Source organism: Enterobacter sp. UCD-UG_FMILLET, from assembly GCF_000762975.1.
GTDB lineage: Bacteria > Pseudomonadota > Gammaproteobacteria > Enterobacterales > Enterobacteriaceae > Enterobacter > Enterobacter dykesii.
Genome location: NZ_JRJC01000047.1, coordinates 122319 through 145301, shown reverse-complemented (window position 1 = coordinate 145301; position 22983 = coordinate 122319). Strand labels below are relative to the sequence as shown.

The following is a 22983-nucleotide window of genomic DNA, read 5'->3' as shown; positions in this document are numbered from 1 at the left end:
TCGCTGCCATAGCGGCTGCAGAAGGCCATTTTTTCTGCTGCTTTTAACCTTTCTTTAAAGAATTTTTCACCTCCCTGAAGGCCGTTTCGGCTTATCACGTAGACATAACCTGCATAAAAAATTGATAAAAGGCGTTTTTTCGTCTGGGCTATAGCCGGGGACACGGGCTACAGTTATTCTTGCGATGCTTAAAAAAGCGAGCGGAAGCTGCCGGGTAAAGAGGTTTCTTTTTATTTTGAGCAGAGCGACAAACTATGCATGATTATTGCATATCTTCAGATTGCACAGTTTTAGTTCGTTTGTTAACGAGCTTTCAGAAGGAATAAAGATATGATCGCCTTGAATAAAAAATGGTTATCGGGTCTGGTTGCGGGTGCTCTGATGGCCGTCTCTGCCGGCACGCTCGCTGCGGAACAAAAAACGCTGCACGTCTATAACTGGTCTGACTATATTGCGCCGGACACGGTGGCAAATTTTGAAAAAGAGACCGGCATTAAAGTGGTCTACGACGTGTTCGATTCCAACGAAGTGCTGGAAGGAAAGCTGATGGCGGGCAGCACCGGGTTTGACCTCGTGGTGCCTTCCGCAAGCTTCCTCGAGCGCCAGCTGACGGCAGGCGTCTTCCAGCCGCTGGACAAGAGCAAGTTACCGAACTGGAAAAACCTCGATCCGGAAGTGCTGAAGCTGGTGGCGAAGCATGACCCGGACAATAAATACGCGATGCCTTACCTGTGGGCGACCACCGGTATCGGCTACAACGTGGATAAAGTCAAAGCGGCGCTGGGCCCGGACGTCAAGCTGGACAGCTGGGACGTGGTGCTGAAGCCGGAAAACCTTGAGAAGCTGAAAAGCTGCGGCGTCTCCTTCCTCGATGCGCCGGAAGAGATTTTCGCCACCGTGCTGAACTACCTGGGCAAAGACCCGAACAGCAATAAAGCCGATGATTACACCGGCCCGGCGACCGATCTGCTGCTGAAGCTGCGTCCAAACATTCGTTACTTCCACTCGTCTCAGTACATCAACGACCTGGCGAACGGCGACATCTGCGTCGCGATCGGCTGGGCAGGTGACGTGTGGCAGGCGGCTAACCGCGCGAAAGAGGCGAAAAACGGCGTGAACGTCTCTTACTTCATTCCGAAAGAGGGGGCGCTGGCGTTCTTCGACGTCTTCGCGATGCCGGCTGATGCGAAAAACAAAGACGAAGCCTATCAGTTCCTCAACTACCTGATGCGTCCTGAGGTGATCGCCCACATCAGCGACCACGTTTACTACGCGAACGGTAACAAGGCCTCCGTGCCGCTGGTAAGCGAAGAAATCCGTAACAACCCGGCTATCTATCCGCCAGCGGATGTGTTCGCCAAGCTCTTCACCCTGAAAGTCCAGGATCCAAAAATTGACCGCGTGCGTACCCGCGCGTGGACCAAGGTGAAAAGCGGTAAATAACCCGTTGTTGTAGGCCGGGGAAGCGAAGCGCCCCGGCAACAGGCGCACCGTTCTGGTGCGCCTGCACCATGTTTTGATTTCTGCCGGAGAACACCCCGTGAATGACGCGATCCCCCGCCCGCAGGCGAAAGTCCGTAAAGCGCTGACCCCGCTTCTTGAAATTCGTAACCTCACCAAATCTTTCGATGGCCAGCATGCCGTGGACGACGTCAGCCTGACGATTTATAAAGGCGAGATTTTTGCCCTTCTGGGGGCTTCTGGCTGCGGTAAATCGACCCTGCTGCGTATGCTGGCCGGTTTTGAACAGCCCACCGCCGGGCAAATCATGCTCGATGGTGTGGATCTCTCCAGCGTGCCGCCGTATCAGCGCCCGATTAACATGATGTTCCAGTCCTACGCGCTGTTCCCGCACATGACGGTCGAGCAGAACATCGCCTTTGGCCTGAAGCAGGACAAGCTGCCGAAGGCCGAAATTACCGCGCGCGTGGCCGAGATGCTGAGCCTGGTGCACATGCAGGAGTTCGCGAAGCGCAAACCGCACCAGCTCTCCGGCGGCCAGCGCCAGCGCGTGGCCCTGGCCCGCAGTCTGGCAAAACGCCCGAAATTATTGTTGCTCGATGAGCCGATGGGCGCGCTGGATAAAAAACTCCGCGACCGTATGCAGCTCGAAGTGGTGGATATCCTCGAGCGCGTGGGGGTGACCTGCGTGATGGTGACCCACGACCAGGAAGAGGCGATGACCATGGCCGGACGTATCGCGATCATGAACCGCGGGAAGTTCGTGCAGATTGGCGAGCCGGAAGAGATTTATGAGCACCCGACCACCCGCTACAGCGCGGAGTTCATCGGCTCGGTCAACGTCTTCGAAGGGCTGCTGAAAGATCGTCAGGAAGATGGCCTGGTCATCGAATCGCCGGGGCTGCAGCATCCGCTTAAGGTCGATCCGGATAACTCGGTGGTGGACAACGTGCCGGTCTACGTCGCGCTGCGTCCGGAGAAAATCATGCTCTGTGAGGATCCGCCTGCCGATGGCTATAACTTTGCCGTCGGCGAAGTGGTGCACATTGCCTATCTTGGCGATCTCTCTATCTACCACGTGCGGCTGAAAAGCGGGCAGATGCTCAGCGCACAGCTACAGAACGAACATCGCTACCGCAAGGGGCAACCAACATGGGGTGACGAAGTGCGCCTGTGCTGGGATGCTGACAGTTGCGTAGTGCTGACGGTATAAGGAGCGATCATGAGTGCACTTGAACCTCCAGCCCGCGCAGGCAAACCGGGCGGTTTTGCCCAGTGGCTGACGCGCAAGCAGATGAAGCACGGCCGCAAGCTGGTGATCGCCATGCCGTACGTGTGGCTGATCCTGCTGTTCCTGCTGCCGTTTCTGATTGTTTTCAAGATAAGCCTGGCGGAGATGGCGCGGGCGATCCCGCCCTATACCAACCTGCTGGACTGGGCCGACGGGCAGCTGACGCTGACGCTTAATCTCGGCAACTTCCTGCAGCTCACCGACGACCCGCTCTATTTCGAAGCCTATCTGCAGTCGCTGCAGGTGGCGGCGATCTCGACGCTCTGCTGTCTGGTGATGGGCTACCCGCTGGCGTGGGCGGTGGCGCACAGCAAGCCGTCGACGCGCAACATCCTGCTGCTGTTGGTGATCCTGCCGTCGTGGACCTCGTTCCTGATCCGCGTTTACGCCTGGATGGGGATCCTGAAAAACAACGGCGTGCTGAATAACTTTCTCATGTGGCTCGGGGTTATCGATCAGCCGCTGACGATCCTGCACACCAACCTCGCGGTCTATATCGGTATTGTGTACGCCTACCTGCCGTTTATGGTGCTGCCGATCTATACGGCGCTGACGCGCATTGATTATTCGCTGGTGGAAGCGTCGCTCGATCTCGGCGCGCGTCCGCTGAAGACCTTCTTCAGCGTGATCGTCCCGCTGACCAAAGGCGGCATTATCGCCGGGTCAATGCTGGTCTTTATCCCGGCGGTAGGGGAGTTCGTGATCCCGGAACTGCTCGGCGGCCCGGACAGCATCATGATTGGCCGCGTGCTGTGGCAGGAGTTCTTCAATAACCGCGACTGGCCGGTGGCCTCTGCGGTGGCGATTGTCATGTTGCTGCTGCTGATCGTGCCGATCATGTGGTTCCACAAGCATCAGCAGAAACAGATGGGAGATCACGGATGAACAACTTACCGGTAGTGCGCTCCCCGTGGCGAATAGCGATCCTGGTTATTGGCTTTACCTTCCTGTATGCGCCGATGCTGATGCTGGTGATCTACTCCTTCAACAGCTCTAAGCTGGTAACGGTCTGGGCGGGCTGGTCGACGCGCTGGTACAGCGAGCTGTTCCACGATGATGCGATGATGAGCGCGGTGGGGCTGAGCCTGACCATTGCGGCGCTGGCGGCGACCATGGCGTCCGTGCTGGGGACGATCGCCGCGCTGGTGATGGTGCGTTTCGGCCGTTTTCGCGGCTCAAACGGGTTCGCATTTATGATCACCGCCCCGCTGGTGATGCCGGACGTGATCACCGGTCTGTCGCTGCTGCTGCTGTTCGTGGCCCTGGCGCACGCCATCGGCTGGCCGGCAGACCGCGGTATGCTCACCATCTGGCTGGCGCACGTCACCTTCTGTACCGCGTACGTGGCGGTGGTGATCTCCTCGCGCCTGCGCGAGCTGGATCGCTCCATTGAAGAGGCGGCGATGGATCTTGGCGCGACGCCGCTGAAGGTTTTTTTCATCATTACTCTGCCGATGATTATGCCGGCGGTGATCTCCGGCTGGCTGCTGGCGTTCACGCTCTCCCTTGACGATCTGGTTATCGCCAGCTTTGTCTCCGGGCCGGGCGCGACGACGCTGCCGATGCTGGTCTTCTCCAGCGTGCGCATGGGGGTCAACCCGGAGATTAATGCCCTGGCCTCTATCATCCTCGGCGTGGTCGGAATTGTCGGATTTATCGCCTGGTATTTGATGGCGCGCGCGGAAAAACAGCGCGTGCGCGATATCCAGCGTGCAAGACGCGGCTGAAGGATTTAAAATTTCCAGTGATGTGCCGCGCATGACGCGGCACTGTTTTTCAGGGAAGTAAAACATTGGGATTATTAAAAAAATCACGTATTACGCACGCGCGTCCTAACGTACCTGCACTGGTTCAGGTGGCGGCGCTCGCCATTATTATGATCCGCTGCCTGGACGTGCTGATGATTCTGAACACCCTGGGCGTGCGCGGCATCGGTGAATTCATTCACCGCAGCGTGCAGACGTGGAATCTGACGCTGGTCTTTTTGAGCAGCCTGGTGCTGGTGTTTATCGAGATCTACTGCGCGTTTTCGCTGGTCAAAGGGCGCAACTGGGCGCGCTGGGTCTATCTGCTGACGCAAATTACCGCCGCCAGCTATCTGTGGGCCGCCTCGCTGGGATACGGCTACCCGGAGCTGTTCAGCATTGCCGGGGAATCCAAGCGCGAGATCCTGCGCGCGCTGTTTATGCAAAAACTGCCGGACATGCTGGTTCTGTTCCTGCTGTTTGTTCCCGCCTCCAGTCGGCGGTTCTTCCGCCTGCAATAATGTGTATAATCGCAGCCCTCGTGATTCTTAAGGTTCTCATATGCAGTGCGCACTCTATGACGCCGGACGCTGCCGCTCCTGTCAGTGGATAGAACAGCCGGTCTCTCAACAACTCACCGCCAAAATGGCCGACCTGCAACTGCTGCTGGCAGCACACGCGGTGGGCGAGTGGTGCGCACCCGTCAGCGGCCCGGAGCAGGGCTTTCGTAATAAAGCCAAAATGGTGGTCAGCGGCAGCGTTGAAAAACCGCTGCTGGGGATGCTGCACCGCGACGGCACGCAGGAAGATTTAACCGACTGCCCGCTCTATCCCGCCTCCTTTGGGCCCGTCTTTGCCGCCCTGAAACCGTTTATCGCGCGGGCAGGGTTAACGCCCTACAGCGTGGCTCGTAAGCGCGGCGAGCTGAAATATCTTCTGCTGACCGAAAGCCAACTCGACGGCGGTATGATGCTGCGCTTCGTGCTGCGCTCGGAAGCCAAGCTGGAGCAGCTGCGCGCGGCGCTGCCGTGGCTGCAGGAACAGCTGCCGCAGCTGAAGGTCATTACGGCAAACGTTCAGCCGGTGCATATGGCGATCATGGAAGGGGAGAAAGAGATTTTCTTCACCGACCAGCACGCGCTGGCCGAAAGCTTCAACGGCGTACCGCTGTGGATCCGCCCGCAAAGCTTCTTCCAGACCAACCCGACCGTGGCAAGCAGCCTGTACGCCACCGCCCGCGACTGGGTCCGTGCGTTAAACATCCAGCATATGTGGGATCTCTTCTGCGGCGTGGGCGGCTTTGGCCTGCACTGCGCCACGCCGGAGATGCAGCTCACCGGCATTGAGATCTCTGCCGAAGCAATTGCCTGCGCGAAGCAGTCCGCCGCCGGGCTGGGGTTAACGAATCTGCACTTCCAGGCGCTGGACTCCACGCAGTTTGCGACCGGCCAGGGCAACGTGCCGGAGCTGGTGCTGGTCAACCCGCCGCGCCGCGGCATCGGCAAGGCGCTGTGCGACTATCTGAGCCAGATGGCGCCCGAGTACATCGTCTATTCCAGCTGTAACGCCCAGACCATGGCGAAAGACATCGCCAGCCTGCCGGGCTACCGCATTGAACGCGTTCAGCTTTTCGATATGTTCCCGCATACCGCGCATTATGAAGTGCTGACGCTGCTCGTGAAGTCTTAAACAAAATGTGAACTCTTCATTCCTGCGAAATCAGGTAAGCTTACGTCATAAGAAATCAATAAAGGCTTACCCATGAAGCAGATCCTGCTGGTGGAAGACGACCACGATATCGCGGCGCTTCTGCGACTCAATTTAGAAGACGAAGGCTACGCCATCACCCACGAGCCCGACGGAGGCAAGGCCTTACTGCGTCTTGAAAAACAGCCGTGGGATGCGGTGATCCTCGACCTGATGCTGCCCAGCGTTGACGGTCTGGAGATTTGCCGCCGTGTCCGTCAGATGACGCGCTACCTGCCGGTGATCATCATCAGCGCCCGCAGCAGCGAAACCGACTGCATCACCGGGCTGGAAACCGGCGCCGATGATTATCTGGCTAAGCCGTTTTCGGTGCAGGAACTCATTGCGCGCATCAAAGCGCTGTTCCGCCGCCAGCAGGCGATGGGGCAGGCGCAAACCGACGGTCAAATTCAGGCCCACGGTCTGACCATCGATCCGCTGGCGCGCAGCGTGCTGCTTCACGGCCATGTGGTGGATCTCACCCCGCGTGAATTCGAGCTGCTGTACTTTTTTGCCCGTCATCCCGGCGAGGTATTTTCCCGTCTGGCGCTGCTGGAGCAGGTCTGGGGCTACCAGCACGAAGGCTACGAGCACACCGTCAATACCCATATCAACCGCCTGCGCATCAAGATTGAGAAGGACGCCGCTGAGCCGGAGATTATTCGCACCGTCTGGGGCAAGGGTTATAAATTTGCGGAGCCAAATCATGATGCGCCGCTTTAGCCTGAGCCAGCGCCTGACGCTGCTGTTCATCCTGCTGATGATGCTCTGCGCCACCGTCGCCTGCGCGGTACAGCTCTACAGCAGTACGCAGTACGGTAACGCGATGGTGCAGCGGCTGTCGGGTGGGCTGGCGCAGCAGATCGTTCAGCGGGAACCGATTCTGGACGGGCAGGGCAGGGTCGACCGAACGGCACTCAAGCCGCTGTTCGATCGGCTGATGACCTTTAATCCGAGCGTTGAGCTGTACGTCGTCTCCCCGGACGGCGATATCCTCGCCGATGCCGCACCTCCGGGCCATATTCAGCGGCAAAAAATCGACCTGGCACCGGTGCAGAGCTTCCTGAGCGGCGCGCCCATGCCGGTATTGGGCGACGATCCTCGCAGTCAAAATAAAAAGGTCTTTAGCGCCACGCCGCTGCGGCAGGACGGCGAGCTAAAAGGCTACCTGTACATTATTTTACAAGGCGAGGAGTCCAACGCCCTGGCGGAAATGGCCTGGCACAAGGCGCTGTGGAGCACGGTGCTGTGGTCAATGCTGTGGGTCGCGCTGTTTGGCCTGCTGGCAGGTTTACTGGTCTGGTACTGGGTCACGCGCCCGGTAAAACAGCTGACGGTCGAAGTCGCCGGGCTGGAGCAGGACAGCATAAGCGCTATCAGGCAGCTGGCGGCACAGCCGTCGGACGCGGCGGCAAAGGATGAAGTGGCGATCCTGCGCAACAGTTTTATCGAGCTGGCGCGCAAAATCACCCGCCAGTGGGACCAGCTGGCCGACAGCGATCGCCAGCGCCGGGAATTTATCGCCAATATCTCGCACGACTTACGCACGCCGCTGACCTCGCTGCTGGGCTATCTGGAAACCCTGTCGCTGAAGTCCGCCACGCTGACGCCGCAGGAGCACCAGCAGTATCTCACCACCGCGCTGCGTCAGGGGCAAAAAGTCCGTCATCTTTCGCAGCAGCTGTTCGAGCTGGCGCGCCTTGAGCACGGCGGCATTAAGCCACAGCGCGAGCGTTTCGCGATGGGGGAGCTGATTTCCGACGTGGCGCAGAAGTTTGAGCTCACCGCCCGCACGCGCGAGGTGAATCTGCATATTGACGTGCCGGGACCGCTGCCGCTGATTAACGCCGACGTGTCAATGATCGAACGCGTGGTGACCAACCTGCTGGATAACGCGATGCGCCATACGCCATCTGGTGGGGAAATTCGTCTGGCGGTCTGGCAGGAGAATGAACGGCTTCAGGTTGAAGTGGCTGACAGCGGAACGGGCGTGGATGCCGCGCTGCGCGACGATCTTTTCCAGCGGCCATCGGCGTTGAATACCCAGGCATCACGGGAGAATCGCGGTGGGCTGGGGCTGTTAATCGTGAAACGTATGCTGGAGCTGCACGGCGGTGGGATCAGGCTGATGGAGTCGGTGAGCGGGGCGCGGTTCAGGTTCTTTGTGCCGTTGTGAGAAATTGCCGGGTGGCACGGCCTACAGACTACCACCCCCGTAGGCCGAGCCACCCGGCAAAAAAATCTTACTGCGGGAACCACTGCTCGCTGATTTTCTGGTAGGTGCCGTCCGCTTTAATCGCCTTCAGCGCACCGTTTAGTTTTTCCAGCAGGGCCTTGTTATCCGGACGTACCGCGATGCCGAGGCCCGTGCCGAAGTACTGCGGATCGGTCACTTTTTCCGTTGCGGTGCCCAGCTGCGGGTTGGTTTTCAGCCATTCGTTCACCACGGCGGTATCGCCGAACACGCCGTCGATACGGCCATTTTTCAGGTCGATAATCGCGTTCTGGTAGCTGTCATAAGCCACGGTTTTCACTTCCGGATGCTTATCCTGGAGGTATTTCTGGTGCGTGGTGCCGTTTTCCATTCCGATGCGTTTGCCTTTCAGCTGATCGAAAGAGGTATACGCGCCTTTCTTCGCAATCACGACCGCCGAGTTGGCGTAGTACGGGTCGGTAAACGCCACCTGTTTGCTGCGCTCAGGCGTGATGTCCATCCCGGAGATCACCGCGTCGTATTTTTTGAACTTCAGCGACGGGATCAGGCTGTCGAAGGCATGGTTGGTAAAGGTGCAGTCGGCCTGCATTTGTTTGCACAGCGCTTTCGCCAGGTCAATGTCGAAGCCCACGATCTGGTTGCTGGCATCCAGCGATTCGAACGGCGGATAGGTGGCGGACACGCCAAAATTGATTTTATCAGCTGCGGATACGCCAGCGGCGAAGGTGGCAAGTAATGCGGCCAGAACTAACTTTTTCATTGTAATACTCCCGTCTGTCTTATTTATGCGCCGTGTCTGCGGCATGGATGTACAATGCCACTTAATGAATTTATATGCAATAAAAATGATTAAGTATTATTTATCTGACAAAAAAAAGCGGATAACCCATCAGGTTACCCGCTTCATGAATTTAGTTTTATGCACTCGAGTGGTTAATTTCTGCGCTCAAACGCCAGCGCTTTACGCTCGATCAGGCGCATCATCAGCGTCAACAGGCCGTTAACCACCAGATAGACCACGCCTGCCGCACCGAACACCATCACGTCATAGGTGCGTCCGTACAGCAGCTGTCCGTGACCCATTACCTCCATCAGGGTGATGGTGTAGGCCAGAGAGGTACTCTTGAACACCAGCACCACTTCGTTGGAGTAAGAGGAGAGCGCGCGCTTAAAGGCGTATGGCAGCAGGATCGCCAGCGTGTCTTTCTTGCTCATGCCCAGCGCTCCGCAGGACTGCCATTGTCCTTCCGGAATGGCGCGGATCGCCCCGTAGAACAGCTGGGTGGTATAGGCCGCACTGTTCAGCGAAAGGGCAATCAGGGCACACAGCCACGGTTCAGAGAGCAGATGCCAGATAACCGGATACTCCTGCAGCGACGGAAACTGGCCCGGGCCGTAGTAAATCAGGAAGATCTGCACCAGCAGCGGCGTACCGGTAAACAGGGTGATGTAGCCGCGCACAATCCACACCAGCACCGGCGTTTTCAGCGTCAGGATGATGGTGAAGATGAGCGCCAGGATCAGCGCCACGATAATGGACGCCACGGTCAGCGTCAGGCTGGTGTGCAGCCCTTTCATCAGCTCGGGGAAATATTCAAGCATCAGCCTGGTCTCCGTTCAAAGCGCGTCGCACGCAGGTCAATACGCTTGAGGATGTACTGACTGAGTAACGTGATCACCAGGTAGATAGCCGCCGCCACAATGTACCAGGTAAAGGGCTCCTGGGTACGGGTGGCGATGCTTTTGGTTTGCAGCATCAGATCGTTAACGCTTATCAGGCTCACCAGCGCGGTATCTTTCAGCAGCACCAGCCACTGGTTGCCGAGGCCCGGCAGGGCATGGCGCCACATCTGCGGCATGACCAGACGGAAGAAGATGGCTGACTTCGACAGGCCTAACGCCTGACCCGACTCCCACTGACCCTGCGGCACGGCTTTCAGCGCACCGCGCAGGGTTTGCGACGCGTACGCGGAGTAGAGCAGGGAGAGGGCAATCACGCCGCACAGGAACGGGCTGACGTCGAAGTTTTCAATCTGCATCTGCACCGGGATCTGCGCAAAGCCAAGATTGATCGTGAAGCCGTCCGACAGCGTCAGCAGCAGCTGCGAGGAGCCGAAATAGATAAACAGGACCACCAAAATTTCCGGTAGCCCACGCAGCACGGTGACCAGCGCGGAGCCTGTCCAGGCGACGGGGAACCATTTCGCGGATTCCCACACCGCAAAGAACATCGCCAGCACGAGGCCGATAATCAGTGCGCAAACGGCAAGGCCGACGGTCATCCCGGCGGCGCTTGCTAAAGGAAAAATTTCATTCATCAGGAATTACTTCTGGAACCATTTTTTGTAGATGGTTTCGTAGGTGCCGTCTTTCTTCACTTTTTCCAGCGCAGCGTTGAATTTCTGCTGCAGCTCAGTGTTGCCCTGACGAACGGCAATCCCCAGACCGGTACCGAAGTAATCCTTATCGGTCACTTTGTCGCCCACTGGCGCCAGCTTGTCGTTGGCTTTCAGCCATTCGGTCACGACAGCGGTATCGCCAAATACGCCATCGATACGGCCATTTTGCAGATCCAGCTTGGCGTTCTGGTAGCTGTCATACGGAACGGTGGTGATTTCCGGATGTTTATCCATGATGAATTTCTGGTGCGTGGTGCCGTTCTGCACGCCGACTTTTTTGCCTTTCAGCTGATCGACAGAGGTGAATTTACCTTTCTGACCAATGAACAGGGCGGAGTTGTCGTAGTAAGGCGTAGAGAACAGAACCTGCTTTTCACGCTCCGGGGTGATGTCCATACCGGCCATGACGGCGTCGATACGACGGAACTTCAGGCTTGGGATCAGGCTGTCGAACGCCTGGTTGCTGAAGGTGCAGGTCGCGTCGATCTCTTTACACAGGGCGTTAGCCAGGTCAACGTCGAAGCCAACAATTTTGTTATTCGCATCAATGGACTCAAACGGAGGGTAAGAGGCTTCCGTGGCGAAACGAATGGTCTGGGCTGCGGTAGCGGAAAGGGTAACGCCAGCAAGCAGCACGGCAAGTAATACTTTTTTCATTATATTTCCCCTGACACAATCAATGAGATAAATAGTTTTTGAAGGCATCGGTTTGCGGGTTCGCGAAGCAGCTCGCATCACCTTGCTCAACGATATAACCGTTTTCCATATAGACCACACGGCTGGCGGTTTTACGCGCCACTTCCACTTCGTGGGTGACGATAACCTGCGTAATATTGGTTTCCGCCAGCTCGCGAATGATGCTGACGATCTGGGCGGTGATTTCCGGGTCCAGCGCAGCGGTCGGTTCATCAAACAGCAGTACCGCAGGCTCCATCATCAGCGCGCGGGCAATGGCTACGCGCTGCTGCTGACCACCGGAAAGGTGCAGCGGAAAGCGGTCGCTATATGGCTTAAGACGCAGACGATCCAGCAGCTTTTCGGCGCGCGCGATCGCCTGATCCTTGCTTAACCCCAGCACGCGGCACGGCGCTTCAATCAGGTTTTGCAGGACGGTCAGATGCGGCCAGAGATTGTATTGCTGGAAGACCATGCCGACGTTTTGACGCAGTTCGCGAATCGCTTTATCAGACGGCGTTTTTGCGAAGTCAAAATGGTTACCGGCAATCGCCAGCGTACCTGAACGGGGCATTTCAAGCAGATTAAGGACGCGCAGAAGGGAGCTTTTGCCTGCACCGCTTGGGCCAAGCAAAACCAGCGTTTCGCCTTCCGGGCAGTTCAGCGTGATGTCAAACAGCGCCTGGTGTGCGCCGTAGAAGCAGTTAATGCCGTTTAGTTTAATACTCATCGGGGCAGTCTTTACTCATCCAGGCAATCTATAGCAATTGAGGCCGCAGATAGTACCGTTGACAGAATAGTTATGCAATATTTCTGCGTTAAAAGTTAAATATAACCCGTGTTTCCTCTTAAACATAGCACAAAATAGCGAACGGTAAGGTCGGCGAGTATAAATGTCGGCATTCCGCATGAAATGCCGCACATTTTACGGGGGTTACCGGGTTGTATCGGCGGGTTTAGCGATTCTCAATCGACTGGCGAAGCGTGCCTGCCGGGGCATGAACGCTGCCGCCAACGTAGCGCACGTCGTCAACCGCCCAGCACTGTCCTTCACGGATCATCAGCACTTCATCCTGCCAGGTTTGGGTTCCCTGAGTCAGCTTCACGCGCAGCGGAATATTGCGGGCATCCGTGTTCGGTATGGTTGACGCGCTGGCTACTTCAGCACTGTCCGGCAGCGTGGCGCGGCTGGAGAACGGGTCGGATTTCAGCAGGGCGTTATGCTGCGGATCGCGGGTGGCGTCGTTAAGCAGTTTTGCCAGTCCATCGCTCAGATACGGGCGCAGGCCGGTGAGATCGTTGCTGCGGTGCTGAATGCGATAATCATAGAACTGCTGCGCCACGGCGTCCGGGCCGCCCTCAATGCAGGGGCCGCTGCGGGTACCGATATCCTTAAAGGCTGGCGTGACCGTGGTGGTACAGGCGCTGAGCACCAGCGCGCAGGGCACGAAAAGTGTTAAAGCAGAATAGCGCATGTTGATTTCCTTATTTATTAACTATCCTTTCAATCATAGCGTAACGAACCGATAATGCTGTGCCTAAGGCATTGAACGCTAAAGAAGGAGAGAAACCATGCAGTTTTCTACAACGCCAACCCTGGAAGGGCAGACAATAACCGAGTATTGCGGCGTGGTCACCGGTGAAGCGATTCTCGGCGCCAATATCTTCCGTGACTTTTTTGCCGGTATCCGCGATATCGTGGGCGGTCGCTCGGGTGCATACGAAAAAGAGCTGCGCAAAGCGCGTGAAATCGCCTTTAAAGAGCTCGGCGAGCAGGCGGAAGCCCTCGGTGCGGACGCGGTCGTGGGGATTGACATCGACTACGAAACGGTCGGGAAAGATGCCAGCATGCTGATGGTGAGCGTAAGCGGTACGGCGGTGAAAACCCTCCGATGAGGCGTTCGCTTGCCACGCTCCTGCTGGCGCTGCTGCTGGCAGGATGCGTCACGGAAAAAGGGATTATCGACAAAGGCGCCTACGAGCTAGATACGCGCCATCAGGCGCAGGCGGCTTACCCGCGCATCAAGGTGCTGGTGATCCACTACACCGCGGATGACTTTGACAGCTCGCTGGCCACGCTGACGGATAAGAACGTCAGCTCTCACTATTTGATTCCGGCTAACCCCCCGGCACCGGACGGCAAACCGCGCATCTGGCAGCTGGTGCCTGAAAGCGAACTGGCCTGGCATGCGGGCATTAGCTTCTGGCGCGGCACCAACCGGATTAACGATACGTCTGTCGGCATTGAGCTTGAGAACCGTGGCTGGCAAAAAACGTCGGGCGTTAAGCAATTTACCCCATTTGAGCCTGCGCAAATTGCGGCGCTGGTGCCGCTCGCCAAAGACATTATCACCCGCTACAACATCAAACCTGAAAATGTGGTGGCCCATTCGGACATCGCCCCGCAGCGCAAAGACGATCCCGGCCCGCTGTTCCCGTGGCGTGAGCTGGCGCTGCAGGGGATTGGCGCATGGCCCGACCCGGCACGAGTGGCGTTTTACCTGAACGGCAAGCCGCGCGATGAGCGCGTGGAGCCGCAGGTGCTGCTCGATCTGCTGGCGCGATACGGCTATGAGGTGACCGATAACATGACGAACGCACAGCAGAAGCGCGTGATCGTCGCGTTTCAGATGCATTTTCGCCCGGCACGCTGGGACGGCGTGGCCGATCGCGAAACGCTGGCTATCGCGGAGGCGCTGCTGGAGCGCTACGGGCAGGGGTAATCCTTCGGGTTACCCGACTCCACTTTTTCACGGTCTTCTTTTGGACTGATTTTAAATCACATTCATCGCGTTGATGATTTATAGTTTTCTCAGTCGAAATTACTCGCAAACGTGGTTGAAAATATATCAGCACGACAAATAAGAAACGCCGATCTGCTAACGTTTTAACTTTACTTTACATTTGTTAAATGGACTACGCATTTATGCGCTGTGATTGCGCACGTTCACCTTTTCAATTTAATTTAATAGGTATAACTATGTTAAGTATCTATGGTAAAAATAGCCGTCCACAAGCTGAAATCGACGCTATTATCGCGGCAACTGAAGGTCTTGAAGAAAGAACCTTACGCAAATGGCAGCGTATCAGTACCGATAACAACGAAGATATTCATTTTATCGTTAGCGGTGAAGTTGAATTTCGTCGCGAGTCGGATGAGCTGTGTATGTTCACCTTACAGAATAAATGTATTTTTGGTCTCTCCTCTATTTATTACAACTCAACGCATATGTACGGCCTGGTTCGTGCCAATACCGTGGTGCGCACCCTTAAAAAAGAGGATTTTTTCCGTCTGATGAGCGAAAAAAATCTGTGGGAAGCCTTGAGTAAAGTCCTCTCCTGGTATGTTTGCCTGCTCAGCAAGCGTGACGAAGTGCTGGTGGCCCGCAGCGCGTACTCGATTGTTCGCGAATTCTTGCTGGAAATTAACGAACTGATGGTACACCATCAGCGCGATATCAATATTTACGACTATATTCAGGAATATACCAGCCTGGCCAGGAGTACCATTATTAAAATTCTCGCCGACCTGAAGAAAGGTAATTACATTCAGGTGGACAAAGGTCGTCTAATGCATTTGTCAGCACTGCCGGAGAAATATTAATCGCTTTCCAACTCCTTTTTAAGTGAAAGGGGCGCTATGTTTCAGTGAATTATTTGCCTGCGTTCCTGCCGTGGTTTCCTCCTCGGGAGGCGTGGGCATTTTCCCCTGCGAATAATCTTTTTCCTGTTCTTTTAACGCCTTCATTAATAATGCCTTGATCGCCCCGTCATCAAGGTTCTGATGGTTCACCTCTGTCCCTGGCAATGTCTCCCGGGAAATATCATGCGGCATTTCACCGTCGGGCGCCTGCTGCCAGTCGGCATCGCCGCTATCAATGGGCATCTCCTGCAGCGGCGGCATCTCTTTTGTCACAGGTTCTTGCTTTGGTTCAGGCTGCGGGAACGGTTTACTGACATAGACATAATGCATATCCGATAGCGTCGTTTCTGGCTTAACGGCGCTCGCTTTTATTGGCTCAGGTACCGGATGGCGCAGATCCCAGTAGAGATGAGCGTAGAGTCCCGCAGCGATCGTCATCACTATTCCCATCGCCCAGAGCAGGGTGGCGCAGACCACTTTTTTCAGCGAGGGGCGCCGGTAAGAAAACCAGACCGGTGCGTTCAGGGTATAGCTGCGCTGGGCAGCCAGAGTAATCGTCGACATTATGAATGCTTCTCCTGCGCGGTGGGGGTCGCAGATATATTTGCGGACTGAATAAGTACGCTTGGCGTTGTCCTGGCTTCACGCATTAACTGCATCAATGTATCTTCACCCGCAATCCCGTCCACATGCAGATGCATTTTCTGCTGAAACTCGCGGGTACGTTGCATCAGTTCGGCGGTCCACACCTTTGCGTGGGTTTCGGGAAGATTCAGCGCCAGGCTAAGCTGCCGATCCATCCAGCCCAGATCTTTGACGCTGCTTTCGGCGCTCACGGCATCTTTCCCCTGCGGCGTAAGACGGTGCAATTGGGTGTAATTGCCCGTTGCATGCTGGTTAAACCAGCTGCGGCTCACCTGCCAGGTGCGATTATTCATCAGCAGATCCAGCGAGTTATCATCTACTCTGGCCACCACGGCATAGTTCAGGTGATCGCCGGTTTTGATCTCGCCGATCCACGGGTAACCCTCTTTCGCCAGCTCCTCGACCGGCGCGCTGCCCTCCTTACACATCAGGTTGACCCGCCCGGCATTCTGGCAGTTTGCCTCTTCCATGGTGGCGTCATAACCCCACATGGTATAGAGCTGATGCATCGCATCGGGCTTATTCACCACTTCATTATCAATAACCGGCACCGCTGGGGCGTCGGTTTTTGGCGCCTGCGGTTTCCAGCTCGCCATTACGGGCAGCTCTACAGGCAGTCTGGCGGTAAGGGTGGGCATGAATGTCCAGCCGCAGGCGGCAAACAGTACAGAGGCAAAAAGACCCATAACGGCAAGGCGTTTGCCCTTCGGTTTCGCCGGCAGAACTTCTCCGGCGGCGAGGCGCAGATGGCGCGGCGATACCTGCGCTGAACGCTCGGTCCAGGCGGCTAGCATCGCAAGGTGCGCCAGCTCGTTGAGTTTGCCAGCCTGTCCTTTGGTCAGAGCGTGCATCTTGCGCATGCGGGCCCGGGTGAACGGCGTCGCGTCGCTGCCATGCGCTTCACACTGGGCCTGAACATAGCTCAGGGACTCGCGGCAGGTGAGGGGCCGGAGCGTGTGATGCGTATGAAGAGATTCACGCAACCCGGACTGCAGGAGGGTGGCTTCCTGGTCGTCCGATCCCATCAGCACAACCGACAGAGGCACATCCAGCTCCTGCGCGCGGGTTAACAGCATGGACAGTGCGTCATGGCAATTCGCTTTCATCGACTGAATATGCGAAATGACCAGCACTTTACGCGTGGTTTTGCGGGACAACATCTCGTCCTGCCACTGGCGCAGCACAGCATCAATCGCCTGGATCCGGGTTTTGCTCTCATTGGTGGTGGTGTTGAGTTTATAGAGCAGGCCGCTGGCGCTGAGTTTCGGGAAGGCGTTAATGGCGAGCAGCGTGCCGTCATGCTTTTTCAGCGCATCGCAAAACTGCGAGGCAAGATAGCTGTCGTCGCTAAAGAGCGCGGTGACGCCTGTTGTCTGGCACTTCTCTTTCAGCAAACCGAACACATCCTGATGATACGGAACAAAAAAATCACCTGGCATCCGGGTGATAGCCCGGAAAGGCTGGGTAGTGAAATTAAAATGGCGCATATACATAGCGTATTACCGTCTCTTTTATTCATAACAAGGAGCCGGAAAAGTAAAGGATACAGGCGGAAGGGGCAATTTGAATGGAGGGTAAAAATACTCGGTCTGCGCTTCTATCATAGGTTTATTTAGCGATCAATCTTTTTCTAAATTATTGTTAGCGGAAGTGTTAATGGGCGGGAGCGAGGAAACACATTAGCATTTGCACCACTCACTCATACAGCCCTGTGCTGTGAATTACTGACTGGCAGAAAGGCTCGTTAAAAATGCGGATGTCATTTGTTGCTCAATTGATTATGCCCTGCGTCATGTTTGTGCTGCTTATTTTCTGCGGCCAGCAAGGGTATATGGTTTATAAAGATTATAAGAAAGTGACGAACAGGTTGTCTGATTCAAAAAAGAATACGCAAAAAAAAAGTCACGATGAAACCCAGTTTGTACTTTTTACGCCGGCGGTGATGCCTGCGAAACAGTCAGCGGCGGTGAAAAAGCCGCTCAGTGCGGAAATCGAAGGTATTCTCAGCAGCGATGAAGCCTGGCTGTCCTTTGCGGTGATAAAAACCCCCGCCGGACAAAAGAGCTATCGCGAGGGCGAAATGCTCGCCGGTTTTGACAATGCCTATATTGCCGAAATTCATGCCGATAATGTGGTGGTGAATTATGAAGGCGCACCGCAGGTTATTTCACTTAACAAGCCAGACTATTTCAAAGGCGGCGTAGATAGCGCCCCGGTAACCAAATCGAAGAAAGATGCAGGGTTGGATAATCTGCATCTGGATGATTATCTGGTGTTAAAACCGTTAATCGAAAAAGGCCAGCTGGAAGGCTACAACATTAATCCACGCAATGCGTCGTCTTTCTACAGCCATGCTGGCCTGGAAAAAGGGGATGTGGTGGTAAAAGTTGACGATGTGGATATGACTAAAGAGGCGCAGGCAAAAGAGATCGTTGCCCGCTGGTCAAAAATGAAAGAAGCGGATGTCATTATTCGGCGTCACGCTCACCTTGAAAATATTCGGGTCAATGTTCTAAACAATTAATAAGTGTACAGACATGAAGAAATTTCCATGGGCGTGCGTAGCGCTGACCGCATTGTCGTTATATTCAGGTTCGCTGTTCGCGGCGAACTTTAGCGCCAGTTTTAAAAATACCGATGTCCGCGAATTTATCGATACCGTCGGGCGTAACCTCAATAAAACCATTCTGGTCGATCCTTCCGTTCAGGGAACGGTGTCGGTCCGCACCTACAACGTACTGACGGAAGATGAATATTACCAGTTCTTCCTGAGCGTGCTGGATCTCTATGGTCTGTCGGTGATCCCGATGGATAACGGGATGGTGAAAGTCGTGCGCTCGTCGGTGGCCCGCATGTCGGGCGCACCGATTGCCGACAGCAAAAACCCTGGCAAAGGCGACGAAATCATCACCCGCGTGGTGCGGATGGAGAACGTCCCGGTACGTGAGCTGGCCCCCCTGTTGCGTCAGCTGAACGACGCCTCCGGCATCGGCAACGTGGTCCATTTTGAGCCGTCAAACGTGCTGCTGTTAACCGGCAAAGCCTCGGTGGTTAACCGCCTGGTGGATCTGGTGCAGCGTGTGGATCAAAGCGGCGTCCAGCGCCGTGAAATCGTGCCACTGCGTTTTGCCTCGGCCAAAGAGCTTTCTGACATGTTGAACAACCTCAACAACGAAGAGCAGAAAGGGCAAAACGCCCCGCAGCTGGCGACCAAAGTGGTCGCCGACGATGAAACCAACAGCCTGGTGATCAGCGGCAGCCCGGACGCGCGTCAGCGCACCCGAATGCTGATCTCCCAGCTCGATCGCGAGCAGAACAACGAGGGCAACACCCGCGTCTTCTACCTGAAATACGCCAACGCCAGCAAAGTGGTGCCGGTGCTGACGGGCATCGGCGAGCAGCTGAAAGATAAAGCGGGTGGCGGCAAGAGCAAAGCCGCGCCGATGGCAGGCGATTTGAATATTACCGCCGACGAGTCTACCAATTCGCTGGTGATCACCGCCCAGCCAAACGTCATGAATTCACTGGAAAAAGTGATCGACAAGCTGGATATCCGCCGTCCGCAGGTGCTGGTGGAGGCGATCATCGCCGAAGTTCAGGACGGTAACGGTCTGGATCTGGGCGTGCAGTGGACCGGTAAACACGGTGGGGTTCAGTTTGGTTCGACCGGCCTGCCGATCAGCCAGATCAAGAAGTCAAAAGTCATTGGCAGCTATACGGGCCTGGCGACCGGTTTCTTTAACGGCGACTTTGGCGCGCTGATGACGGCGCTGTCCACTAACGGCAAAAACGACATTCTGTCGACACCGAGCGTGGTGACGCTGGATAACAAAGAGGCGTCGTTCAACGTCGGCCAGGATGTTCCGGTCCTCTCCGGTTCACAGACCACCAGCGGCGATAACGTCTTCAACTCTGTTGAGCGTAAGACCGTCGGTACCAAGCTTAAAATCGTTCCGCAAATCAACGACGGCGACATGATCCACCTGAAGATTGAGCAGGAGGTCTCCAGCGTCGACAACAGCGCGACGGAAGACGCCAGCCTCGGCCCAACCTTTAACACGCGCACCATCAACAACGAAGTGATGGTCCACAGCGGGCAGACGGTGGTGCTGGGGGGATTGATGGAAAACGCCACCAAACAGTCGGTCTCGAAAGTCCCGCTGCTGGGCGATATTCCGGTAGTGGGTCAGCTGTTCCGCTATACCTCCCAGGACAGCGCCAAACGTAACCTGATGGTGTTTATCCACACCACCGTACTGCGCGACGACGACAACTACGGCGCGGTGTCGGAAGAGAAATATGAACAGATCCAGGCGCGTCAGCAGCAGCGTATGGAAGAGCACAAGCTGGGCATCGTAGAGAATGCTGATTCACCGATGCTGCCAGCCTATCCGTCCCAAAACCACGCCGCGCCGGTGAGCGCCAGTGCGCCGGTGTCGTCCCGCAACCCGTTTAAAGAGTAAGGCGGAGGCGATATGACCGAGATGAGTAATGCGCTCTGTACCAGCACCTGGGCGAAAGAGAACGGGGTCCTGTTCTATAACAATGAGGTTTATATCCGCGACGATGCGCAGGCGTATGCCCTGCTGGAGATGCGCCGCGTGCTGGGGCGCTCCTATGCCCCGACGATCCTGACGGCGGACGCGTTTGACGAACTGCTGACCAACATCTGGCAGCAGAACAGCGGCGTCTCGCAGCAGCTGGTGGACGACATGGACGCCGATATTGACCTGATGGCGTTAACCGAGGAGATCCCGGACAACGAAGATCTGCTCGATAACGACGAGAACTCGCCGGTGATCCGCCTGATCAACGCCATTATGGGCGAAGCGGTGAAGGAGGGGGCCTCCGATATTCATATCGAGACCTTCGAGCGCACCCTGAGCATTCGTTTTCGCGTTGACGGCGTGCTGCGTCCGGTGCTGCAGCCGGCGCGCAAGCTCGCGCCGCTGCTGGTGTCGCGTATCAAAGTGATGTCCAAACTGGACATCGCCGAAAAACGTCTCCCCCAGGACGGCCGTATCTCCCTGCGCATTGGCCGCAAGGCCATCGACGTGCGTGTCTCTACCATTCCTTCCCAGTATGGCGAGCGGGTGGTAATGCGTTTGCTGGACAAGAGCAACCTTAAGCCGGACATCAACAAGCTCGGTCTGATTGACGAAGAGCTGGTGAAGTTAAAGGGACTGATTGAACGTCCGCACGGCATCATCCTGGTGACCGGCCCGACCGGTTCGGGGAAAAGTACCACCCTGTACGCGCTGCTGTCGGCGCTTAACGGTCATGAACGTAACATTCTGACCGTGGAAGATCCGATCGAGTATGAACTGGAAGGGGTAGGGCAGACCCAGGTCAACCCGCGCGTGGACATGACCTTTGCGCGCGGACTGCGCGCCATTCTGCGCCAGGACCCGGACGTGGTGATGATCGGGGAAATTCGTGACGGTGAAACCGCGCAAATCGCAGTACAGGCCTCGCTCACCGGTCACCTGGTGATGTCTACGCTGCACACCAACAGTGCGGCGGGCGCCATTACCCGTCTGCGCGATATGGGGCTGGAGTCATTTTTAATTGGTTCGTCGCTGCTTGGCGTCATTGCCCAGCGTCTGGTGCGTCGGCTGTGTCCGCACTGCCGCACGACCAGTCCGCTGGATGACAATGAGAAAGCGCTGTTCACCTTTATGGAAACGCCGCCGAAAGCGATTTATCGCGCCGCGGGCTGTGAACAGTGTCGCCAGAGCGGCTACCAGGGACGCGCAGGCATCCACGAATTTCTGGTGGTCGACAGCGCCATGCGCCGAGCGATCCATGAAGACAAAGATGAGATGTCCATCGAAACGCAGCTTTTCAAAGAGGCCTACAGCCTGCGTGAAAACGGTCTGCTGAAGGTGATCTCCGGCGTGACCTCGCTGGAAGAGGTGATGCGTGTCACCGCCGAGCGCGGGGGGGATGCGTAATGGCCTGGTATGCATGGTCCGCGACGGACGCCGCGGGGAAAACCCAGCGCGGCACCCTGCAGGCCGAAGGGCCAAAGCAGGTGCGCCAGATGCTGCGCGAACAGAAGCTGATGCCGGTGAACATTGCGCCGACCAGCGATCCGGCGGCGGGAAAAAACGCCCGTAAAGGGGCAAAACTGTCGATTCCGGTGCTGTCGATGTTTACCCGACAGCTCGCGACGCTGGTCAATGCCGCGCTGCCGCTGGAGAGTGCGCTGAAGGCGATTGCGAAGCAGACGGAAGATAAAACCCTGGCGGCGATGGTGACCGAGATCCGCGACAAGATTGTGGAAGGTCACACGCTGTTCGACGCCTTCAGCCAGTTTCCGCGCAGCTTCGACAAGCTCTACTGCACCCTGGTGATGGCCGGTGAAAAGACCGGCCATCTCGGCGGCGTGCTGGAAAAGCTCGCCGAGTACAACGAGCAGCGCCAGAAGATGAAAAGCAAGCTCACCCAGGCGATGGTCTACCCCATCACCCTGACGGTAGTGGCGATCGCGGTGATCTCCATTCTGCTGGTTGCCGTGGTGCCGCAGGTCATCGACCAGTTCACCCACATGAAACAAGAGCTGCCGGTGACCACCCGCACGCTGATTGCGGTGAGCGACTTTTTACAGGCCTGGGGCATCGTTATCGCCGGCGGCCTGTTCGGGGCGTCGGCGAGCTTTAAATTTTGGATAAAAAAAGAAAAGAACCGATTTGTTTATCATCGGTGGCTGTTGCTAAATTCGCCGCTGAAAAAACTGGTCTGCGCCATCAACAGCGCGCGCTACATCCGCACGCTGAGTATTTTGCAGGCCAGCAGCGTTCCGCTGCTTGAAGGGATGTACATCGCGATGGACGGGATTGAAAACCTCTATGCCCGGCAGGTGCTTGAGCAGGCGGCGGACACCGTGCGCCAGGGGGCATCCCTCTACAACGCGCTGGAACAGGCGAGAATTTTCCCACCCACCATGCTCTACATGGTGGCGTCCGGGGAGGAGAGCGGCGAGCTGGGCTCGTTGATGGATCGTGCGGCGGAAAACCAGGAATCTGCATTACAGCATCGAATTACGTTAACGCTGTCGGTATTTGAGCCGGCACTGGTAGTAACTATGGCGACCGTTGTCTTATTTATCGTTCTTTCAATATTACAACCGCTTCTTCAACTTAATAATATGGTGGGTTAAT

Annotated in this window: 23 protein-coding genes; 15 read left to right on the top strand and 8 right to left on the bottom strand. The window is 56.3% G+C overall.

The annotated features are described in order from the left end of the window. The first annotated feature begins 330 nt into the window (after positions 1–330). The 8 genes from potF (at position 331) to LA04_RS21815 (ending at position 8419) form a co-directional block, all read left to right on the top strand. Positions 331–1443, top strand: a complete 1113-nt coding sequence (gene potF, locus LA04_RS21855) for a spermidine/putrescine ABC transporter substrate-binding protein PotF (RefSeq protein WP_008503444.1) — start codon at positions 331–333, stop codon at positions 1441–1443. Positions 1444–1540: 97 nt separating this feature from the next. Continuing rightward, entirely contained in the window at positions 1541–2674 is a 1134-nt protein-coding gene (potG, locus tag LA04_RS21850; protein WP_024907855.1) for a putrescine ABC transporter ATP-binding subunit PotG, read from the top strand. Between the two features lie 9 nt (positions 2675–2683). After that, positions 2684–3637 carry a putrescine ABC transporter permease PotH gene (gene potH, locus LA04_RS21845; RefSeq protein WP_047653161.1) on the top strand — a complete coding sequence of 318 codons (954 nt, stop codon included), beginning with the start codon at positions 2684–2686 and terminating at the stop codon, positions 3635–3637. Further along, positions 3634–4479, top strand: coding sequence for a putrescine ABC transporter permease PotI (potI, locus tag LA04_RS21840; protein ID WP_047653159.1), 846 nt, complete (start codon positions 3634–3636; stop codon positions 4477–4479). Before potH ends, potI begins: the two co-directional genes overlap by 4 nt. A gap of 65 nt (positions 4480–4544) precedes the next feature. Next, entirely contained in the window at positions 4545–5018 is a 474-nt protein-coding gene (locus LA04_RS21835) for a YbjO family protein (RefSeq protein ID WP_024907853.1), read from the top strand. A 40-nt stretch (positions 5019–5058) separates the two neighbouring features. Further along, positions 5059–6186 carry a 23S rRNA (uracil(747)-C(5))-methyltransferase RlmC gene (gene rlmC / locus LA04_RS21830; protein ID WP_047653158.1) on the top strand — a complete coding sequence of 376 codons (1128 nt, stop codon included), beginning with the start codon at positions 5059–5061 and terminating at the stop codon, positions 6184–6186. 72 nt (positions 6187–6258) lie between these two features. Further along, a complete protein-coding gene (locus tag LA04_RS21820; RefSeq protein WP_047653157.1) occupies positions 6259–6966 on the top strand; it encodes a response regulator transcription factor in 708 nt (235 codons plus the stop codon). Then, complete coding sequence (locus LA04_RS21815) at positions 6950–8419, top strand: sensor histidine kinase (RefSeq protein WP_047653156.1); 1470 nt, start codon at positions 6950–6952, stop codon at positions 8417–8419. The genes LA04_RS21820 and LA04_RS21815 overlap by 17 nt, the downstream gene beginning before the upstream one ends. 67 nt (positions 8420–8486) lie before the next feature. Here LA04_RS21815 and artJ read toward each other — a convergent pair whose 3' ends face one another. The 6 genes from artJ to LA04_RS21785 form a co-directional block, all read right to left on the bottom strand. Next, positions 8487–9218 (bottom strand): arginine ABC transporter substrate-binding protein ArtJ, encoded by a 732-nt coding sequence (gene artJ / locus LA04_RS21810; RefSeq protein WP_047653154.1) that lies wholly within the window; start codon positions 9216–9218, stop codon positions 8487–8489. Positions 9219–9391: 173 nt separating this feature from the next. Beyond that, on the bottom strand, positions 9392–10060 hold the full coding sequence (gene artM, locus LA04_RS21805; RefSeq protein WP_023310940.1) for an arginine ABC transporter permease ArtM: 669 nt from the start codon (positions 10058–10060) through the stop codon (positions 9392–9394). Further along, positions 10060–10776, bottom strand: coding sequence for an arginine ABC transporter permease ArtQ (gene artQ, locus LA04_RS21800; RefSeq protein ID WP_023310941.1), 717 nt, complete (start codon positions 10774–10776; stop codon positions 10060–10062). Before artQ ends, artM begins: the two co-directional genes overlap by 1 nt. A 6-nt stretch (positions 10777–10782) precedes the next feature. Further along, on the bottom strand, positions 10783–11514 hold the full coding sequence (gene artI / locus LA04_RS21795; RefSeq protein ID WP_033145049.1) for an arginine ABC transporter substrate-binding protein ArtI: 732 nt from the start codon (positions 11512–11514) through the stop codon (positions 10783–10785). 19 nt (positions 11515–11533) lie between these two features. Next, positions 11534–12262, bottom strand: a complete 729-nt coding sequence (gene artP / locus LA04_RS21790; RefSeq protein WP_047061479.1) for an arginine ABC transporter ATP-binding protein ArtP — start codon at positions 12260–12262, stop codon at positions 11534–11536. A gap of 226 nt (positions 12263–12488) precedes the next feature. Beyond that, positions 12489–13007, bottom strand: coding sequence for a lipoprotein (locus tag LA04_RS21785; protein WP_047653153.1), 519 nt, complete (start codon positions 13005–13007; stop codon positions 12489–12491). A gap of 97 nt (positions 13008–13104) precedes the next feature. Here LA04_RS21785 and LA04_RS21780 point away from each other — a divergent pair, with 97 nt between their 5' ends. From LA04_RS21780 to LA04_RS21770, 3 genes are all read left to right on the top strand, one after another. Further along, positions 13105–13428 carry a heavy metal-binding domain-containing protein gene (locus LA04_RS21780; RefSeq protein WP_023310944.1) on the top strand — a complete coding sequence of 108 codons (324 nt, stop codon included), beginning with the start codon at positions 13105–13107 and terminating at the stop codon, positions 13426–13428. Next, complete coding sequence (locus LA04_RS21775) at positions 13425–14255, top strand: N-acetylmuramoyl-L-alanine amidase (RefSeq protein WP_047653152.1); 831 nt, start codon at positions 13425–13427, stop codon at positions 14253–14255. Before LA04_RS21780 ends, LA04_RS21775 begins: the two co-directional genes overlap by 4 nt. A 257-nt stretch (positions 14256–14512) precedes the next feature. Next, on the top strand, positions 14513–15136 hold the full coding sequence (locus LA04_RS21770) for a helix-turn-helix domain-containing protein (protein ID WP_047653151.1): 624 nt from the start codon (positions 14513–14515) through the stop codon (positions 15134–15136). 18 nt (positions 15137–15154) lie between these two features. Here the strand turns inward: LA04_RS21770 and LA04_RS21765 are convergent, their stop codons facing one another. Further along, positions 15155–15739, bottom strand: coding sequence for a hypothetical protein (locus tag LA04_RS21765; RefSeq protein ID WP_047653150.1), 585 nt, complete (start codon positions 15737–15739; stop codon positions 15155–15157). Continuing rightward, positions 15739–17313: an ExeA family protein gene (locus tag LA04_RS21760; protein ID WP_047653149.1), complete on the bottom strand. Its 1575-nt coding sequence runs from the start codon at positions 17311–17313 to the stop codon at positions 15739–15741. Before LA04_RS21760 ends, LA04_RS21765 begins: the two co-directional genes overlap by 1 nt. A gap of 299 nt (positions 17314–17612) precedes the next feature. On the opposite strand from LA04_RS21760, the gene gspC reads away from it, so the two are divergent. Genes gspC through gspF form a run of 4 tightly spaced genes read left to right on the top strand, consistent with a single transcriptional unit; the run spans position 17613 to position 22982 of the window. Then, positions 17613–18344, top strand: a complete 732-nt coding sequence (gene gspC, locus LA04_RS21755; protein ID WP_047653147.1) for a type II secretion system protein GspC — start codon at positions 17613–17615, stop codon at positions 18342–18344. 13 nt (positions 18345–18357) lie between these two features. Further along, on the top strand, positions 18358–20283 hold the full coding sequence (gspD, locus tag LA04_RS21750) for a type II secretion system secretin GspD (protein WP_047653146.1): 1926 nt from the start codon (positions 18358–18360) through the stop codon (positions 20281–20283). Between the two features lie 12 nt (positions 20284–20295). Next, positions 20296–21774: a type II secretion system ATPase GspE gene (gene gspE / locus LA04_RS21745; protein WP_047653145.1), complete on the top strand. Its 1479-nt coding sequence runs from the start codon at positions 20296–20298 to the stop codon at positions 21772–21774. Further along, positions 21774–22982, top strand: coding sequence for a type II secretion system inner membrane protein GspF (gspF, locus tag LA04_RS21740; protein WP_047653144.1), 1209 nt, complete (start codon positions 21774–21776; stop codon positions 22980–22982). Before gspE ends, gspF begins: the two co-directional genes overlap by 1 nt. Position 22983: the final 1 nt, after the last annotated feature.

Excerpts from the sequence above, each read along its gene's own strand:
- potF (WP_008503444.1), top strand. The coding sequence starts at position 331 with ATGATCGCCTTGAATAAAAAATGGTTATCGGGTCTGGTTGCGGGTGCT.
- potH (WP_047653161.1), top strand. The coding sequence starts at position 2,684 with ATGAGTGCACTTGAACCTCCAGCCCGCGCAGGCAAACCGGGCGGTTTT.
- potI (WP_047653159.1), top strand. The coding sequence starts at position 3,634 with ATGAACAACTTACCGGTAGTGCGCTCCCCGTGGCGAATAGCGATCCTG.
- rlmC (WP_047653158.1), top strand. The coding sequence starts at position 5,059 with ATGCAGTGCGCACTCTATGACGCCGGACGCTGCCGCTCCTGTCAGTGG.
- LA04_RS21820 (WP_047653157.1), top strand. The coding sequence starts at position 6,259 with ATGAAGCAGATCCTGCTGGTGGAAGACGACCACGATATCGCGGCGCTT.
- LA04_RS21815 (WP_047653156.1), top strand. The coding sequence starts at position 6,950 with ATGATGCGCCGCTTTAGCCTGAGCCAGCGCCTGACGCTGCTGTTCATC.
- artJ (WP_047653154.1), bottom strand. The coding sequence starts at position 9,218 with ATGAAAAAGTTAGTTCTGGCCGCATTACTTGCCACCTTCGCCGCTGGC.
- artM (WP_023310940.1), bottom strand. The coding sequence starts at position 10,060 with ATGCTTGAATATTTCCCCGAGCTGATGAAAGGGCTGCACACCAGCCTG.
- artQ (WP_023310941.1), bottom strand. The coding sequence starts at position 10,776 with ATGAATGAAATTTTTCCTTTAGCAAGCGCCGCCGGGATGACCGTCGGC.
- artI (WP_033145049.1), bottom strand. The coding sequence starts at position 11,514 with ATGAAAAAAGTATTACTTGCCGTGCTGCTTGCTGGCGTTACCCTTTCC.
- artP (WP_047061479.1), bottom strand. The coding sequence starts at position 12,262 with ATGAGTATTAAACTAAACGGCATTAACTGCTTCTACGGCGCACACCAG.
- LA04_RS21785 (WP_047653153.1), bottom strand. The coding sequence starts at position 13,007 with ATGCGCTATTCTGCTTTAACACTTTTCGTGCCCTGCGCGCTGGTGCTC.
- LA04_RS21780 (WP_023310944.1), top strand. The coding sequence starts at position 13,105 with ATGCAGTTTTCTACAACGCCAACCCTGGAAGGGCAGACAATAACCGAG.
- LA04_RS21775 (WP_047653152.1), top strand. The coding sequence starts at position 13,425 with ATGAGGCGTTCGCTTGCCACGCTCCTGCTGGCGCTGCTGCTGGCAGGA.
- LA04_RS21770 (WP_047653151.1), top strand. The coding sequence starts at position 14,513 with ATGTTAAGTATCTATGGTAAAAATAGCCGTCCACAAGCTGAAATCGAC.
- LA04_RS21765 (WP_047653150.1), bottom strand. The coding sequence starts at position 15,739 with ATGTCGACGATTACTCTGGCTGCCCAGCGCAGCTATACCCTGAACGCA.
- LA04_RS21760 (WP_047653149.1), bottom strand. The coding sequence starts at position 17,313 with ATGTATATGCGCCATTTTAATTTCACTACCCAGCCTTTCCGGGCTATC.
- gspC (WP_047653147.1), top strand. The coding sequence starts at position 17,613 with ATGTTTGTGCTGCTTATTTTCTGCGGCCAGCAAGGGTATATGGTTTAT.
- gspD (WP_047653146.1), top strand. The coding sequence starts at position 18,358 with ATGAAGAAATTTCCATGGGCGTGCGTAGCGCTGACCGCATTGTCGTTA.
- gspE (WP_047653145.1), top strand. The coding sequence starts at position 20,296 with ATGACCGAGATGAGTAATGCGCTCTGTACCAGCACCTGGGCGAAAGAG.
- gspF (WP_047653144.1), top strand. The coding sequence starts at position 21,774 with ATGGCCTGGTATGCATGGTCCGCGACGGACGCCGCGGGGAAAACCCAG.